This window comes from Citrifermentans bemidjiense Bem (assembly GCF_000020725.1).
GTDB classification, from domain to species: domain Bacteria; phylum Desulfobacterota; class Desulfuromonadia; order Geobacterales; family Geobacteraceae; genus Geomonas; species Geomonas bemidjiensis.
Window position 1 is genome coordinate 804,376 of record NC_011146.1, and the last position, 16,675, is coordinate 821,050.

11 protein-coding genes are annotated in these 16,675 nt (G+C 61.8%); 2 read left to right on the forward strand and 9 right to left on the reverse strand.

Features of this window, described 5'->3' with window-relative positions; all coding sequences use genetic code 11:
• Positions 1-108: 108 nt before the first annotated feature.
• The gene (locus GBEM_RS03370; RefSeq protein ID WP_012529116.1) at positions 109-2,028 is read right to left on the reverse strand and encodes a response regulator; all 1,920 of its coding nucleotides are present in this window, start codon (positions 2,026-2,028) and stop codon (positions 109-111) included.
• Complete coding sequence (mltG, locus tag GBEM_RS03375) at positions 2,025-3,026, reverse strand: endolytic transglycosylase MltG (protein ID WP_012529117.1); 1,002 nt, start codon at positions 3,024-3,026, stop codon at positions 2,025-2,027. Before mltG ends, GBEM_RS03370 begins: the two co-directional genes overlap by 4 nt.
• 275 nt (positions 3,027-3,301) lie before the next feature.
• Here mltG and GBEM_RS03380 point away from each other — a divergent pair, with 275 nt between their 5' ends.
• Together GBEM_RS03380 and scpB are read left to right on the forward strand one after the other, a co-directional pair.
• Positions 3,302-6,658 (forward strand): alpha-amylase family glycosyl hydrolase, encoded by a 3,357-nt coding sequence (locus GBEM_RS03380; protein ID WP_012529118.1) that lies wholly within the window; start codon positions 3,302-3,304, stop codon positions 6,656-6,658.
• A gap of 93 nt (positions 6,659-6,751) precedes the next feature.
• Positions 6,752-7,531, forward strand: a complete 780-nt coding sequence (scpB, locus tag GBEM_RS03385) for a methylmalonyl-CoA decarboxylase (RefSeq protein WP_012529119.1) — start codon at positions 6,752-6,754, stop codon at positions 7,529-7,531.
• 145 nt (positions 7,532-7,676) lie between these two features.
• Here scpB and GBEM_RS03390 read toward each other — a convergent pair whose 3' ends face one another.
• The 7 genes from GBEM_RS03390 to GBEM_RS03420 form a co-directional block, all read right to left on the reverse strand.
• On the reverse strand, positions 7,677-7,784 hold the full coding sequence (locus tag GBEM_RS03390; RefSeq protein ID WP_012529120.1) for an RCKP-type rubredoxin-like domain-containing protein: 108 nt from the start codon (positions 7,782-7,784) through the stop codon (positions 7,677-7,679).
• A 10-nt stretch (positions 7,785-7,794) separates the two neighbouring features.
• On the reverse strand, positions 7,795-9,282 hold the full coding sequence (locus tag GBEM_RS03395; protein WP_012529121.1) for a M16 family metallopeptidase: 1,488 nt from the start codon (positions 9,280-9,282) through the stop codon (positions 7,795-7,797).
• A gap of 43 nt (positions 9,283-9,325) precedes the next feature.
• Positions 9,326-10,810, reverse strand: a complete 1,485-nt coding sequence (locus GBEM_RS03400; RefSeq protein WP_012529122.1) for a M16 family metallopeptidase — start codon at positions 10,808-10,810, stop codon at positions 9,326-9,328.
• Positions 10,811-10,974: 164 nt separating this feature from the next.
• Positions 10,975-13,359 carry an endopeptidase La gene (lon, locus tag GBEM_RS03405; protein ID WP_012529123.1) on the reverse strand — a complete coding sequence of 795 codons (2,385 nt, stop codon included), beginning with the start codon at positions 13,357-13,359 and terminating at the stop codon, positions 10,975-10,977.
• Positions 13,360-13,443: 84 nt separating this feature from the next.
• The gene (locus GBEM_RS03410) at positions 13,444-15,390 is read right to left on the reverse strand and encodes an ABC-F family ATP-binding cassette domain-containing protein (RefSeq protein ID WP_012529124.1); all 1,947 of its coding nucleotides are present in this window, start codon (positions 15,388-15,390) and stop codon (positions 13,444-13,446) included.
• 243 nt (positions 15,391-15,633) lie between these two features.
• Complete coding sequence (locus GBEM_RS03415; protein ID WP_012529125.1) at positions 15,634-15,972, reverse strand: YajD family HNH nuclease; 339 nt, start codon at positions 15,970-15,972, stop codon at positions 15,634-15,636.
• Positions 15,973-15,993: 21 nt separating this feature from the next.
• Positions 15,994-16,569, reverse strand: coding sequence for an HDIG domain-containing metalloprotein (locus GBEM_RS03420; RefSeq protein ID WP_012529126.1), 576 nt, complete (start codon positions 16,567-16,569; stop codon positions 15,994-15,996).
• Positions 16,570-16,675 lie beyond the last annotated feature (106 nt).

Genomic DNA, 16,675 nt, shown 5'->3' on the forward strand with positions numbered 1-16,675 from the left:
ATGGCCGGGGAGGTGCGGAGAGGCCGCGATTTCTAATGAACTAAAAAAGCCTGCGCAGGGCAGGCTTTCCAATGAGAGGGAATTTGTTCGTGGCGGGGCGCGGCGCGGCTAACCGAAGATCCTCTTGAAGAGTCCCTTCTTCTCGGCTTCGTGCCTTTCCCGGATCAGCCGCATCCCCCCCAGGGCATGCCGCTCTTGCGGGTTCAGCCTGAGCGCCTTCTGGAATTCACCCTCGGCGAGCCCGTCTCTTCCCTCGTCCAGCAGCATGCACCCCCGGAAGGCGAAAGCCTCGGCGCTGCGCCCCATCTGCAGGCTCTTGGAGAGGAGCATGCGGCACTTTTCCAGCGCGACCTGAGACCCGTGGTTGGCGGGGTTCTTGTAGATGGACCAGGCCAGATAGGCGCTGGTCTGCGAGTCCTCCGCGTCGAGGGTGTAGGCATCCTGCAGGGCGCGCTCGGCGTTTTTGTAGTCCTCCATCTCCAGGAAGACCTTGCCGGACTGGAACTGTATGCGCGCCTGGAGTGCGTCTTCCTGGCGCCCTCCGAGGCCGATCACGTTGGCGTTCAGCATCTCGTCGTAGCGCTCCTTGGCGATGACGCTGGAGAGGGTGTTGTAGGCGTTGGCGTAGTGGGATAGGACGTCCTGCGCGCGGGAGAGGGTGTCGCCGGAAAGCTGCATGAACTTTTCCGGGGAGTACTGGCGCGTCTTGGAGAAATAGGATTCCTTGAGGCTCGCGAAGCTGAAATTAGCCTGGGAGAGCCCGAAGATCTCGTAGTAGTTCTTGTTCTGGATGGCGGCGTAGTCGCGCTGGACCTCCTGCTCGAAGTCGATCTCGCTTGCCGAAAGCGGCGCGGCCATGCCGGTCTCGCCCACCGCCAGGTCGATGGAGTCCGAGACCTCGTCCACCAGGTCTTCGAAGCTCATCCCCTGGACCTCCACCTCGACCACCTCTTCGATCGGGCGGTTGAAGAGCATCTTCTGGGGGAAACCCGCATCCCGGTCCTCGGCCGGTTCCAGGGCGAGGTTCACCATGCCCATCCGCACCAGGAAATCGAGGAACCACGCCTGCCGCGCGGGGGGGGCTGAGGCGAAGATCTCCCGGACGCTTTTACCCTGCCCCAACTGCTCCAGTACTCCTATCTCCTCGGGGCCCAGCCCCAGCAGGTTGGCTAGGCGGAAGTACCTCTCCGTTCTCAAGGGGAAGAGCGCTCCGGTACGGTTCAGGAAGCTGTCGGCCCCGAAACGGTCGGCCCCCTGTTTCGCCGCCTGGTACAGCAGGCGCGGCAACGAAAGGGGCGTGAGCGGGGGCTCGATGGCGCCTACGTCCGGCAGAAACTGCGGGGGCTGATTCTGCAGCACCGCCTCGACCAGGACCTTGGAGAGGAACAGGCGCGACTGCTCCTGTAGTTCGTCGTAGTTCAAAAGCCCCGCCTCGCAAAGCGGCATCTTGCCTGGCCGGCTGAGCGGGTACTTCTCCAGGTCGCCGCGCAACAGGCGCCCCTCCGCCAACAGGAACGGGACGAACCCGGGCGAGGAGAAAGAGGCGGGTTCCCCGGCGAGAAAAACGACGCGCGTCCCGCCTCCCAACTGAAGTACGCCGCTTTTGCCGTTATGGTAGAGGTCGAGCAGCATGGCTGATAACTCCCTTGGTCCCGGCGGCGGGGCGAGGGCGGCGCCGACTGCCTCAAGAAAGGCGTCCTTGCCAAACGGCTTCTCCAGATACGCCTTTACCCCAAGCTTCGCGGCTGCCCGCGCGTATCCCTCGCCGCGGAAAACGCCGGTCATGATGATTGCCGGGAGCTCTTTCAGCTCCGGGTTCCTGCGCACCCGCTGCAGCAGTTCCACCCCGTTCATCCCGGCGAGTTTCAGGTCCAGGACCAGCAGGTCGATTTTTTCCTTCCCGAGGAGGGCTAGCGCCGTCTCGGCGTCGGCCAAAGCTAGCACCTCGTGCCCGAGCGACGCGAGGAAGCTGGTCAGCATCCCCGCCAGGCGGTCGTTGTCCTCGACCAGAAGGATGCGGTGTTTCACTTGGTCCCTCTCGGGGGCGCTGGCGGTGCCTTCAGGTACTTGTTCACGGCGTTGTTGTGGGAAGCCAGGTCCCGCGAGAACTGGTGGCTCCCGTCGCCGCGTCCCACGAAGTAGAGGTAGGGGACGCTGGGCGGGCTCAGCACCGCCTCGATGGCGTCCCTGCCGGGGTTGCCGATGGGGCCCGGAGGGAGTGCCGGTATCCGGTAGGTGTTGTAGGGGGTCTCTTTCATGATGTCGTCACGGGAGACCTTGCCGGCGAAGGCGCGCACGCCGTAAAGCGCAGTGGGATCGCTTTGCAGCCGCATCCCGATCTTGAGCCGGTTCTGGAACACCGCGGCGATGAGCGGCTTCTCCGCCGGCTGCACCGCTTCCTTTTCCACCATCGAGGCGAGGGTCAACAGTTGGACCTCGGAAAGCCCGCGGGCCTTCAAACGGTTCCTTACCCCGTTTTTCAGGAATTCCTGCTGCCGCTCTATCATCTCGCGCACCACCTCCTGCTCCGTTCTTCCGGGAAGGATGTTGTAGCTGCCGGGAAAGAGGTATCCCTCCGCGCTGGGCGCCTGAATCCCCAGCTGGGACAGCATCACCTCGTCGCGGCAGGCCATGAGGAACTTTTCCTTGGTGAAGATGCCGCGCTTGTCCAGCATTTCGGCCACCTGAAAGCTCGAGTACCCTTCGGGGAGCGCGAAGAGCCGCTGGTACACGTCTCCGGTCAGCATCTTGGAAAGGATCCGGCTCGGCCGCATCCCGTTGTCGAAAAGGTAGACGCCGGCCTTCACCCTGGAGTCCCCACCCATGAGGCGGGCGTACAGCGTGAAGAGTCGCGCGCTGGAGACGATGCCGCGGCTCTCCAACTCCTGTGCCACGGCGCGCAGGGGGCGGCCTTTTCCCAGTTCGACCATTTCGGTTAGTCTGCCGTCGCCTGCCGGCAATGACAGGAAGAGGGCGAAACGGGCAGCAGGCAGCAGTACGACTATCACAAGCAACGCAATGAACAACTTGCGGCGCGTTTTGAGGGCGTTTATAAGGCTGGAAGGTATGATGGCACTTATCCTATGTAAAAACGGGCTATTGCTGATTCAGTGACTAGGTGTAGGGGAAATCTCAAACTGTGTCAAGGGCAAATCCCTGACCGGAAAGGGATACTACTGGATATTTCCCAAACTTAATAATAATTTTTTTAAAGACAGTCCAAGTATTCCAATGTATCATATCTGACCGTCCCGCCCTGCCGGGACCCGACCACAACCATACCGAGGCCACGAGGTGTCCGATGAAGCAGAGATTGATTAACTCCGACTATTTCCCCTTCCAGATACAGATCTCGGCGGATTGCGGCTCGAAGATTGAGCTGCGCGATCTGCTCGAGGAGCTGGGAGAGGTGCCCGGCATCATATACGCCAGGCGGGTGGCGGCTAAGCTGAACCGCCAGTTGGCCCCGCAGGAAACCCCGGTCCAGCCCGGCCTTTTGCACCTATATTCCATCCTGAGCCGGGTTTACCGCTACGTGCTCAGCCAGTACTGCTCCAAACAGCAGCCGGGCATACTGGCGGCCTTGTTGGCTCAGGCGGGCTACCCGGAGTTCTCCGGCGACGCCGGCCGCGCCCTTTACCGTTTCATGGAGCTTTTTCCTTCCCGGCAGATGGTGCTGGGGAACGAAACCCCGGAAGGGCTATTGGCGCAGGATGGCAACGACCTGGCGCGCCGGCAGGCCTTGACCGCGGAGCTGCTCCTCATGCTCTTAAACGGGGAGAACCGTGCGCTGAACCAGTTTAGGCGCATCTTCGACGCTTCGGAACTGGCCTCCTCCTCCCCCTACCTCGCCGTGACCCTGGAGCTCGACCGCCGCCTGGCGAAGGCCCCCCCCTTCGAGCCGGTGGGGGTGGCGCTCACTGAGCTTCTGCGCGCCCCGCTGAAAGCCTCCCCCGATTCCCTTTCCGGCCAGATCGCCTACATCAGGGACAACTGGACCTCTTTTCTCCCGCAGGAGCTTCTGGGCGAGCTCGCTACCGCGCTCGACATAGTCTCCCAGGAAGGGCGCGCCTTCTTCGGCGGACCGGGCGAGCCGAATGTGCTTAAGTTCGGCAGGAACGCCCAGCGCGGCGGTGACGACTATCCCGAGTATGAGCGCTTCTCCCGGGACGCCGACTGGATGGCCAACGTGGTGATGATCGCGAAGATGGTCTACGTCTGGCTGGGGCAGTTGGCGAAGAGCTACCAGACCGAGGTGCACACGCTGGACCAGATCCCGGATGCCGAGCTGGACCGGCTGTCGCGCTACGGTTTCTCGGCCCTGTGGCTGATCGGCATCTGGGAGCGCTCCCCTGCCTCCCAGACCATCAAGCGCATTTCCGGGAACCAGGAGGCGATCTCCTCTGCCTATTCGCTCTACGACTATGTAATCGCGCACGACCTGGGTGGTGAGTGGGCCCTGGAGAACCTGAGAAGGCGCTGCGCCGCGCGCGGCATCAGGCTTGCGAGCGACATGGTCCCCAACCATACCGGCCTCTACTCCAAGTGGACCGTGGAGCACCCCGACTGGTTCATCCAGCTCGATTACCCCCCCTATCCCGACTACCAGTTCAACGGGCCCGACCTCTCCCCCGACGGCCGGGTGGGGCTTTTCATCGAGGACGGATACTGGGACAAGCGCGACGCGGCGGTGGTGTTCAAGCACCTGGACCGCGGCAACGGCAGGGTGCGCTACATCTATCACGGCAACGACGGCACCAGCACCCCCTGGAACGACACGGCGCAGCTGAACTACCTGATCCCCGAGGTGCGCGAGGCGGTGATAGGGACCATCCTCCATGTGGCGCGCCAGTTCCCGATCATCCGTTTCGACGCCGCCATGACCCTTGCCAAGAAGCACTACCAGCGCCTGTGGTTCCCGCTCCCCGGGCACGGCTCCGGCGTCCCCTCAAGGGCCGAGCACGGCATGGACCGCCCGAGTTTCGACGAGGTCTTCCCGGTCGAGTTCTGGCGCGACGTGGTGGACCGGGTCGCGGTCGAGGCTCCCGACACGCTCCTTCTGGCGGAGGCGTTCTGGCTCATGGAGGGGTACTTCGTGCGCACCCTCGGCATGCACCGGGTCTACAACAGCGCCTTCATGAACATGCTGAAGATGGAGGAGAACGCCAAGTACCGGCAGACGGTGAAGAACGTGCTGGAGTTCGAGCCGGAGATCCTGAAGCGCTTCGTCAACTTCATGAACAACCCCGACGAACGCACGGCCGTCGAGCAGTTCGGCAAGGAAGGGAAGTACTTCGGCGCGACCGTGCTCCTGGTGACCATGCCGGGGCTCCCCATGGTCGGGCACGGGCAGATCGAGGGGTTCCACGAGAAGTACGGCATGGAGTACAAGCGGGCCTATTGGGACGAGCCGGTGGACGAGCACCTTGTGGCTAGGCACGAGAGCGACATCTTTCCGCTCATGCGCAGGCGCCACATCTTCTCGGGAAGCGAGCAGTTCACCCTGTACGACTTCTTCAGCGGCAACAGCGTGAACGAGAACGTCTTTGCCTACTCCAACCGCAACGACGGCGAACGCGGGCTGATCCTGTTCCACAACGCCTACGCCTCCACCGCAGGGTGGATCAGGAGCTCTTGCGCCGTGCTCAGGAAGAACGCTGCAGGGGGGACCTCGCTGGTCCAGACCAACCTGGGGGAAGCGCTGGGCTTCAAGGGGGACGGCCGTCATTACTACTCGTTTCGGGATTACGCCTCGGGGCTTAGCTACTTGAGAAACGGCCGGGACCTGTGCGACCAGGGGCTTTACGTGGAGATGGGGGGGTACGAGTACCACGCTTTCCTTGACTTCGAGGAGATCTACGACGACGACTTCGGGACCTGGGGCGCCCTCTGCTACCGCATGAACGGGGCGGGGGTGGAGAGCATCGAGGAGGAGGTGAAGCAGGTTCGCTACGCCTCGGCCCACGGCGCCCTGCAATCGCTGCTCGCCAAGGCGGCCGCTGCAGCCCAGGAGCCGGGCGCCACCGCGCAGACCATCCTGTCCCAGCTGGAGCCGCTTCTGGCAGCCTTCTTCAAGGCCGTCGCGCCGCAGGCCCCCGAAAAAGTGCAGCGCCTTTTGGTGAGCGCCTTCGGAACCGAAGCGAACGACGCGCTGCGGGGGGGCGCGGCCGATCCGGCACGCGCCCCCGGGGACTGGCTCCTTCTTTGCGCCTATCTGGCCCTGCACCGGATCGGCGATCTCTCCGGCGAGGAATCGGCGGAGGTGGTTGATGCGCTGGGCCTGGTGCGCCCGGTGGTGCACGCCTTTCACGCGCTTCCCCCAGCCGAGCCGGAGGAGACGGCCGACCTGTCGCCGGACGCTTACGGGAAGCTTTTGCGGGTGCTTTTGCGCCATGACTCCTTCTTCTCGCGCTGCCACGAGGTTGGGGCGGTGAAGAGCTGTGCGGCGCTTTTCTCCGACCCGCCGGCGGCCGGGTTTGTCTACCTGCATGAAAGCGCCGGGGTGCAGTGGTTCAACAAGGAGCGCTTCGGGCTCCTGCTCGATTGGTTCCTGAAACTGGACGAGGACCGTGCGCTGCACGGGATGCTCAGTGAGAGTGCTGCGGCCGCCGGCTACCGGCTCGATGAGCTAATTAAAATCTTGGGGTCTCCTTCCTGATTTTTCGTTTTAACCTGATAAAATCAGAGGCTGGCGCTTGACCATCGCGGGGCGTCCTATCTATCGGCGGTAGTAACGTGGAGGGAGAAACCAATGGCGGTCATCAGTACCCAGTTGCAGGACAATATCGGGACCATCACATTCAACGATCCGGACCACAGGAACGCCTTGAGCGGCGTGCTGATAGACGAGATGCTGCAGTCGATCGGCGCACTGCAAAAGGGTAAGATGCGGGTGCTGGTGATCCGGGCGCCCAAGGGGTCGAAGGTCTGGTCGGCGGGGCACGACGTGCACGAGTTGCCCATGCCCGGCCGCGACCCGCTGGCCTACAACGACCCGCTGGTCACCGTCTTGAGGTCGATCCAGTCGCTCCCCATACCGGTGATCGCCATGATAGAGGGAAGCGTTTGGGGCGGCGCCTGCGACCTGGCGCTTTCCTGCGACATCCTGATCGGCTGCCACAGTTCCACCTTCTGCATGACCCCCGCGAAGATCGGCGTCCCCTACAACGTCTCAGGCATCCTGCATTTCATGAACATCATGGGGGTGAACTTCGCCAAGGAGATGTTCTTCACCGCGGAGCCGCTCTCTGCTGAGGAAGCGGTCAGGGCGGGGCTTTTGAACCACCTGGTGGAGAGCGAACAGCTTGAGGATTTCACCTACGCCATGGCCGGCAAGATCACCAAGAACAGCCCGCTCAGCATCGGGGTGATCAAAGAGCAGATCCGGCTCCTGGCGAGCGCCCACCCGCTTTCCCCGCTCACCTTCGAGAGGGTGCAGGGGCTGCGCCGCACCGTGTACGACAGCAAGGACTACGCGGAGGGGATCAAGGCGTTCCTGGAGAAGCGGACTCCGGTGTTCAGCGGCGAGTAGCAATGTCGGACCCCTCGCCGGGTGAGAGAGGGGCTGGGGTGAGGGCGGCGCCAAGGCGAGCCGCACGCAGCAGATGAAACGCAGAAGGGCCAGGCAAAACGCCTGGCCCTCTTGTTTTTGGACTTCTTCCGGGATAATTCCTCGATTACTCCTCTTTCTCGAAGTTCCCCTTCTCCTGGCACTGGGGGCACTTTTGAGGCTTGCATCTTCCTTCCTTGGTGAACCCGCAGCTCTTGCATTTCCAGTTTGCCATGGCCTTCCTCCTATTTGTTGTTGTTCAGCTTTATTTCCTGCACCTTCCCGAACAGGGAGAGCGGCTGGTCGAACTTCTTCTCGTTTCCTACCACCACCAGTTTCATGGCGTCCGGGCGCAGGTACTGCCTGGCCACCCTCAGCACGTCGGCGCGGGTGACGCGGGCGATGTTGTCGCGGTAGTGCTCCAGGTACCCCTCCGGGTAGCCGTAGAACTCGAGCCTCGCCTGCTGGTTCACCACCGTGCTGCTCCGGTCGAACCCGAAGATGAAGGAGTTGATGATGGAGTCCTTGGCGAGTTTCAGCTCCTCGTCCGAGACCTCCGCCTGCGTCATGCCGGTGATGATGGCGTTGAGCAGCGTGATCGCCTTAACGGTCGATTCCGACTTGGTCTCGGTCTCGGCCACAAACGACCCCTTGAAGCGCCGCCCGACCTCGAAGTAGCTGTCCACGTTGTAGGCAAGCCCCTGGTTGGAGCGGATCTCCTGGGTCAGCCTGGAAGTGAAGCCGCCCCCCAGGATATAGTCCATCACCTTGATCGCGTATAGGTCGGGGTTGTTCTTGTCGATGCCCAGGTGACCCATCCGGATCACCGACTGGTTCACGTCCTTTTGCACGTGCAGCACGGCCGGGGTCAGCTCCTCGTTTGGTTTCGGGACCGGCGGGAAAGGCGCGTTCCTGTTGGGCCAGTCGGCGAAGAGCTTTTCGAGGCTTTGCAGCAGCTTCTCGCGGTCGAAGTCGCCGGAGACTGCGAGTATCATGTTGGCGGGGTAGAAATAACGCTTCTGGAACTCGACCATGTCCTCGCGGGTGACTGCCTTCACCGTGGCGATGGTCGGTATGCGCCCCAGCGGATGATCCGCATAAATGGCGCGGGCCAACTCGCGGCCGGCGATCTCCTTGGGGTCGTCGTTTTGCCGGCGGATCCCCTCAAAGGCGTGGCTCTTGGCGATCTCGACCCGCGCCGGATCGAACGCCGGCTCCTTGAGGATCTCGGCGAAAAGCGCCAGGGTCTTGTCCAGGTTGACACTCAGGGTCGAGAAGGAAACCCCTGCGTGGTCGGAGTTGATGGAGGATTCGATGGAGGAGGCCATGAACTCCAGCTCTCGGTCCAACTGCTCGGGCGGGGTCTTCAGCGTCCCTCCGCTTCTGAGCACCGCGCCGGTCAGGGCGGCAAGTCCCACCTTCTCCTCGGGTTCGTAGATGCTCCCCGCGTTCAGGTACGAGGTCAGGTTCACGATGGGGAGTTCGCGGTCCTGCAAAAGGTAGACGATCATGCCGTTCTTGAGCTGGACCCGGTCGCTCTTGGGGAGCTTGAAGTTAAGCGGCGGGAAGCTCATGTTGCGGGGCTGCGCCAGCTGTTGCGCCTGCGGGGCGTCGGGTTTCGCAGCGCTTCCCTGCATGGTGCTGCAGCCGGCGGTAAAGGCCAGCAGTATCCCAAAGAGCGTCAACCTCGCTTGGCTTTTCTTGTTAAACAAGCTGTTTCCGAATGAAATCATTACTTATGGTCCCCTTGTCGAATTGCAGTGGGATTCTCTATGGCTACTGGGCCTTCGGGGTGATGAAGCCTACGTTCCTGTTCTCCCGCGTGAAGTACTGCTTGGCCACCCGTATCACGTCCTCGGGGGTGATACGGGCTACCTTCTGGCGATGCTCGATGAGGTAGCGCCAGGTGCCTGCGATCGCCTCGTATTCGGTCAGGTTTCTGGCGAGGCCGCCGTTGGACGCCATCTGGCGCGATTCCTCGAACTCCAGGTGGTTCAGGATCTGCTGCAGCTCGTCTTTCGTCATAGGCTCAGTCTTCAGCCGCTCCAGCTCCTCGTAGATCGCCGCCTCCACCTCCGCCACCGTGTGCGGCGCCCTGGGGGTAGCGTTGATGATGAAAAGGTTAGGGTAGCGGCTTCCGGGTGCGCCGAAGGAGGAGACCGAGGTGGCCAGCTTCTTCTCCAGCACGAGCTTCTTGTAAAGCCTGGAGGTGCGGCCGTCGGTCAGTAGCATGTCGATCACGTCGAACACGTAGTCGTCCGGGGCGGGAAGGGTCGGCTTGTGGAACCCGACCATCAACTCCGGCTCGGCATCCCCTACCACCTCGGCCCGCTTCTCGCCCGCCTGTTCCGGTTCCTCCACGGCAACCGGTGGGACCGGCGTCCCCGGAGGGATGTTCCCGAAGTATTTCTCCACCAGCGCGATCGCCTTCTGGGGATCTATGTCCCCCACCAGCGCGACGATGGCGTTATTGGGGGCGTAGTACTTGTGCAGGAAGTTCTCCGCCTTGGTCCTGGTCAGGTTCTCTATGTCCGACATCCAGCCGATGGTCGGCTGGCCGTTGGGATGCGCGTTGAAGGCGTCGGCGATGAAGGTCTCCCAAAGTTTTCCCTGGGGTTCGGCGTCATACGAGCGCCGCCGCTCCTCCATCACCACGTTTCTCTCGGTGTAGAACTCCCTGAGCACCGCGTTCCGCATCCGGTCGCTCTCGATGCTGGCCCAGAGTTCCAGCTTGTTGGAGGGGAGGTTGATCAGGTAGGTGGTCCCGTCCTTGCTGGTGAAGGCGTTGTAGCCCGACCCGCCGTTTCGGGCGTAGATGTCGGCGAACTCCTCCTTAACCACGTACTTCTCCGCCTCCTTCTCCAGGCTTGCCAGCTCAGCGGTCAGTTGTTCGATCCGCTTCGGGTCGGCCTGATCCCTCTTGATTCTCTCCGCCATCAGCTTCTGGGCCGTAGCCTCGATCCGGTCCAGGACCGGCTTTTCAGCAGCATAGTCCCGGGTCCCGAGCGTTTTGGTCCCCTTGAAAAGCATGTGTTCCAGCAGGTGGGCCAGGCCGCGCTCGTCGCTGCGTTCGTCCACGCTCCCCACCCTGAAACGGATCCAGGCCGCGACGGTGGGGGAGGTGTGACGCTCCACCATGAGGAGCTTCATCCCGTTTTTCAGGGTGTGTTCCTGCACCCGCTCCGCGAGCCCCTGTGCGAAGCTGGTGGCGGCGCCGGCGACAATGGCGAGAACGACGACGCATCTTGATATGGTCTTCATGACTACCTCAGCTTGGTCCGTTTAATGTGAAGCGAACAAAAAGATAGCATTTGTCCTGTTGAAGCGCAAGGGGGGAAGGGGGCTTAAAGATGCTGGGGAGGATAGCTTGGGGATGGCGGGGAATCCCCCCTCGCCCAGCTGGGTGGGGAGGGGGGACGATTTAGTTATTGAGGAGGAGGCGCTCCCGCCGGAGTACGGGCAGAAGTGGCGGCGGTAGGAGCAGGGGAAGTGGGGTTGAGAGCCTGAACGAACACCTCGCGGATATCCTCTACGAAGAAGAATTCCAGTTCGTTCTTCACGTTCTCGGGGATGTCCTCAAGGTCCTTCTTGTTCTTGGCGGGGGCCAGCACCTTCTTCACCCCGGCGCGCCGCGCGGCCAGCACCTTCTCCTTGAGCCCGCCGATGGCGAGGACCCGCCCGGTGAGGCTCATCTCGCCGGTCATGGCCACATCCCTTCGCGCTGCGCGTCCGGAGAAGAGCGAGACGATTGCGGTGGCCATGGTGATCCCGGCGGAAGGGCCGTCCTTAGGGATGCTCCCGGCCGGGACGTGAATGTGGAGCGTGGTCTCGTCGAACATCTTCTTGTCGATACCGAGTTCAGCGCAGTTGGCCTTCACGAAGGAAAGCGCGGCCCGCACCGATTCCTTCATCACCTCGCCCAGCGAGCCGGTGAGGATCAGGTCCTCTTTTCCCTTCATCTTGGTCGCTTCCACGAAGATGATGTCCCCACCGCTTTCGGTCCAGGCAAGCCCCGTCGCTACGCCGACCCGGTCCTTTTCCGAGGCGACCTCGTCGAAGAACTTCGGCGCCCCTAAGAGCTCGGAGACGGTTTCGGGATTGACAATGGGGCGCGCCTTCTTCCCTTGGGCCACTTCCTTGGCGATCTTGCGGCAGATGGAGGCGATGTTGCGTTGCAGGTTCCTGACGCCGGCCTCGCGGGTGTAGTCGTGGGTGACCCGGTAGATGGCCTCGTCGGTGAACTGGGGCGCCATGCTGGCGAGCCCGTTCTCCTCGACCTCGCGTGCGACCAGATAGCTCTTGGCGATATTCAGCTTCTCCTCGTCGGTGTACCCGGAGAGGGTGATCACTTCCATCCTGTCCTTGAGTGGCGCCGGGATGGGGTCGAGCTGGTTTGCCGTGGTGATGAACATCACGTTGGTGAGGTCGAACGGGACGTCCAAATAGTGGTCCGTGAAGGAGAAGTTCTGCTCGGGGTCTAGCACTTCGAGGAGCGCGCTGGCCGGGTCGCCCCGGAAATCCGCGCCGATCTTGTCTACTTCGTCCAGCATGAAGACGGGGTTGTTGGAGCCGGCCCGGTTGATCTCCTGGATGATGCGCCCGGGAAGTGCGCCGATGTAGGTGCGCCGGTGCCCCCTGATCTCGGCCTCGTCGCGCATGCCGCCCAAAGAGATCCTGATGAACTTGCGCCCGAGGGTACGTGCTATGGATTTCCCGAGGCTGGTCTTGCCTACGCCTGGAGGCCCCACGAAGCAGAGGATCGGACCCTTCATCTTGTCCTTGAGCGACCGCACCGCCAGGTATTCCAGGATGCGTTCCTTCACCTTCTTCAGGTCGTAGTGGTCCTCGTTGAGGATGGTCTCGGCCTGGTTGATGTCACGGTTGTCCGGGGTGCTGACCTGCCAGGGGATGGTGGTCAGGTAGTCGAGGTAGGTGCGGGAGACGGTGTACTCGGGGGAGGCTGGGTTGATCCGCTCCAGCCTGCGCATCTCCTTTTCGGCGATCCTGCGCACGTCTTCGGGCATATGGGCGCTTTCGACTTTGGACCTCAGTTCGTTCGCCTCGCCCAGCCTGGAGTCTTCCTCCCCCAGTTCCTCCTGGATCTGCTTCATCTGCTCGCGCAGCAGGAACTCTTTCTGGCTCTTCCCGACCTTCTTGGTTACCTCAGCCTGCACCTCACCCTTGATCTGCAGGCGCTGGACCTCGTTGGTCAGGTGCATGTAGACCTTTTTCAGCCGCTCCAGGGGGTCGACGGTTTCAAGGAGCTTCTGCAGTTCATCGATGGGGAGGTTCAGGTAGAGTGCTACCAGGTCGGAAAGGCGCGCCGGGTTGTCGATAAAGTCGATCATCTTCATGACGTCGTCAGGGAGGGGGCGGCCGTAGGAGAGGGCGATCTTGAGGAGGGCGTTGAGGCTTCCTACCAGCGCCTCGGACACCATGGACTTTTCGGCGAACTCGCGCACCGGTTCCAGCCTGGAGAGCGCCACCGGCGTCTGCTGCACGATGGCCAGCAACCTGACTCTGATCACCCCTTCAAGGACGACCTTGGCTCCGCCGCCGGCCAGTTTGTTGATCTGCATCACCTTGCACAGTGTGCCGATTTCATGCAGTGCCGGAAACAACTCTCCGGTCGGCTCTTCCCGGAGTTTGACCAGTGCCACCAGGTTGTTGAACAGCACCGCTTCCTCGAATGGAGGCATGTCCTCCTGTTTGAGGAAAATGGTGAAGACCATGTACGGAAAAGCAATGATTTCCCGCAAGGGATAAAGCGGGACGATCTCCGGCATATTTATGGTGATGTTCTCTGTCATGGCGGGTTCCAGGTGTTTTTGTTAGGGGGTTTAAAACTTTAATAGAGTACTGGAACCCTTTGCAGTGTCAACCGCAACTGCCGTTTACGCTGACTCCCATGCTTGGTACAGCGACGCGATCTCTTCGGTCAGTTGCGCGTGCCGTTCACCCGCTAGACGAGCGGCTTCATGGTCCGAGAAGAAGTCGGGTGCCGCCATTGCTTGCTCCAGTTCGGCCAGTTCCCCCTCCTTCACGGCGATCTTCTGCTCTAGCTCTGTCTGCTTGCGCTCGCGGGCGCGCTCCTCTTTCTGGCGCTGTTTGTCCTGCTCGCGCTGCTGCTGCCGTGACAGCCGGTCCCCCCCGGCGTCGCTGTCGGAAGATTCGGTCTTTTTCTGCTCCGCGGGCGAAGGGGTGAGGCGTCCTCCGCCGTCGGTAGCTGATGACGGCGCCATCCCGGAGGTCTTCTCCAGATAATATTCATAGTCGCCGTAGAAGCTTTCCAGCTTGCCCCCGCCGACCTCGACCACCCTGGTGGCGAGGCCGTCTATGAAGTGGCGGTCGTGGGAGACGAAGACCACGGTGCCCGGGAAATTCTTGAGCGCCTCGAGGAGGACCTCCTTGCTGAAGAGGTCGAGGTGGTTGGTCGGCTCGTCCATGAGGAGCAGGTTGGAGGGGCGCAGGAGCAGCTTGGCTAATGCCAGACGGTTTCTTTCGCCCCCCGAGAGGACCGCGACCTTCTTATGGATATCGTCGCCGGAAAAGAGGAAGGCCCCAAGGATGTCGCGCAGCTGCGGCACCATGTCGAAGGGGGCGTCCGCCAGGAGTTCGTCGTAGGCGCTCCTGGAGGCATCCAACTCCTGCGCCTGGTCCTGGGCGAAGTAATCCTTGATCACGTTGTGGCCGTCTTTCACGCTCCCGGAGGTGACGTCGGCGTTCGCCATTACCCGCATCAGGGTCGACTTGCCGGCGCCGTTGTGCCCTACAAGGGCGATCCGCTCGCCGCTTTCCACCGTGAAGTCGATGCCGTCCAGGACCACGTTGCTGCCGTACGCCTTGGTGACGTTGGTCAACTCCATCACGGTCTTGCCGCTTTTGGGAGGGGTGGGGAAGCTGAAACGGATCTTCTTCCTCTCCGGCGGCAGCACGATGCGCTCGATCTTCTCCAGCTGCTTGATGCGCGACTGCACCAGCGCCGCTTTGTCGGTCTTGTAGCGGAACCGGGAGATGAAGTCCTCGATCTTCTCCACCTCCTCGTCCTGTCGTTTTTTAGCGTCCCTGAGTGCGGATACCCGCTCCTCCCTGAGCACCAGATAGCGGCTGTAGTTGCAGTGGTAGTCGGAGATGTCGTGGTTCCATACCTCGGCTATGCGCGAGCAGACCTGGTCCAGGAAGAAGCGGTCGTGCGAGACCAACATTACCGAATACGGGTAACCCTGCAGGTACCCTTCGAGCCAGTTGCGCGCCTCGATGTCCAGGTGGTTGGTCGGCTCGTCAAGAAGGAGCACGTTCGGTTTTTTCAGGAGCAGTTTGGCCAGGGCAATGCGCATCTGCCAGCCGCCGGAGAACTCGCCGCACTCCTTTTCCCAGTCGGCGGGGGAGAAGCCGAGGCCGGTGAGGACGTTTCCCACCTCGCTCTCCATCGAATAGCCACCCTTGAGGCGGAACTCCTCCTGGAGATGCCCGAAGCGGTCCAGCAACTGGTCGTGTCCCGGGGCGTCGTGGGATTCCCGCTCCAGCCGCGCCGTGAGCTGCGCGATCTCGCTCTCTATTTCCTGCAGCTCCGAGAGCGCCGTCATCACCTCGGCGAAAAGAGGCTGTCCCTTCGCCACGATGCCGTCCTGGGGGAGGTAGCCTACCGTCCCGCCGCGCGCGATCTGGATTTCGCCGCTGGTGCTTTCCACCTCGCCCGCGATGATGCGCATCAAGGTGGATTTGCCGGCGCCATTCTCGCCGACGAGACCCACGCGCTCGCCCTTTTTCAGGTGCCAGCTGATATTAGTGAAAAGCGGTTTCCCCGCGAAGTCCTTGGAAAGCTTCTTCAGGTGCAGCATGTCTGGATGTTCCTTTTGGGATATGAGAGGTGGGGCCAAGCCCTGCACATTAACTTAAACCGGGAAACAAACCATTGGCAAGGAGAACTTCTGAGGACTTCTGAGAAAGACAAAGAGAAAAATGGAACAAAACCGTTAGCCACGGAGAAAATCTGAGAAAACCAAAGGCTGAACGGGGTAAAGCATCTCGGCCTCTCTCCCGCCGTGCTCAGATTTTCTCAGAAGTTCTCCCTGTGAGAGGTTTCAGGGTTTCTTCTCCTTCCCCTCAAGATACTCTGCGAGGATGGTGCGGCTGTGCTCGTCGTCGTGACAGTAGACGCAGAGGTTCTCCCAGTTGCTCCCGTCCGGCGGGTTGTAGTTATGGTTGCCGTCTTTGTGGTGCACGGTCAAAAGGTGCAGGTTGGCAAGCTCGAACTCCCTCCCGCACTTGGCGCAGATCCAGCCGTGCAGCTTGAGCGAGCGCTCCCGGTAGTTGTCGGGGCGCTGCTGTTCGCCGCGCATCTTGCGGACCAACTCGTCTATCTCCTCGGCGCTCTTGGGCGGGACGCTCTTAGGTCCGCGCGGACGAAACGATGGACTCATCTCTGTCTCCTTTTCGGGGCGCTACAGGTTCCCTTTAAGTCCGATGGCTTCGGCCTCGGCACGCATCCCGTCGATGGTGTCGGCGATCAACTCGGGAAGTTCCACGCCGAGCATGGCGGCACCCTTTTCGATGACCGACCGGTCGGCGCCGGCGGCAAATGCCTTGTCCTTCCATTTCTTGGTGACGCTCTTCACCGGGAGGTCCAGGATGCTCTTGGACGGCCGCACCAAGGCTGAGGCTGCCACGAGGCCGGTCAATTCGTCGATGGTGAAAAGGGTCTTCTCCAACCGGGAGAGCGGTTCGACATCGCTGCAGATCCCCCAACCGTGGGAGACGACGGCGCGGATGTATTCTTCGGGCCACCCCGCTTCCTTCAGGATCTCCGGGGCCCGGTGGCAGTGCTGGTCCGGATACCGCTCGTAATCGACGTCATGCGCCAGCCCGATCACCCCCCACATCTCCTCGTCTTCCCCGTACTTCTTAGCCAGGTGCCGCATCACGGCTTCGACCGCCAGCGAATGCCTCTGCATCTGGTCACTTGGCAGGTACTCTTTGATTAGTTCCCAGGTCGTCTCCCTGGTCGGTTTATTACTCATAGGCCTTCCCTCCGCTTTCATCGATTTAGACAAAGACAAAGAAATGCGTGCGACGGACGCGACTGTAGCCAACAACGGATGAGGTGTCAATGCTCCAGGGGACGTG

Coding starts and splice junctions, on each gene's coding strand:
- GBEM_RS03410 (WP_012529124.1), bottom strand. CDS start 15,390: ATGCTGCACCTGAAGAAGCTTTCCAAGGACTTCGCGGGGAAACCGCTT.
- GBEM_RS03390 (WP_012529120.1), bottom strand. CDS start 7,784: ATGGCAAACTGGAAATGCAAGAGCTGCGGGTTCACCAAGGAAGGAAGA.
- scpB (WP_012529119.1), top strand. CDS start 6,752: ATGGCGGTCATCAGTACCCAGTTGCAGGACAATATCGGGACCATCACA.
- GBEM_RS03415 (WP_012529125.1), bottom strand. CDS start 15,972: ATGAGTCCATCGTTTCGTCCGCGCGGACCTAAGAGCGTCCCGCCCAAG.
- GBEM_RS03420 (WP_012529126.1), bottom strand. CDS start 16,569: ATGAGTAATAAACCGACCAGGGAGACGACCTGGGAACTAATCAAAGAG.
- GBEM_RS03395 (WP_012529121.1), bottom strand. CDS start 9,282: ATGATTTCATTCGGAAACAGCTTGTTTAACAAGAAAAGCCAAGCGAGG.
- GBEM_RS03400 (WP_012529122.1), bottom strand. CDS start 10,810: ATGAAGACCATATCAAGATGCGTCGTCGTTCTCGCCATTGTCGCCGGC.
- lon (WP_012529123.1), bottom strand. CDS start 13,359: ATGACAGAGAACATCACCATAAATATGCCGGAGATCGTCCCGCTTTAT.
- GBEM_RS03380 (WP_012529118.1), top strand. CDS start 3,302: ATGAAGCAGAGATTGATTAACTCCGACTATTTCCCCTTCCAGATACAG.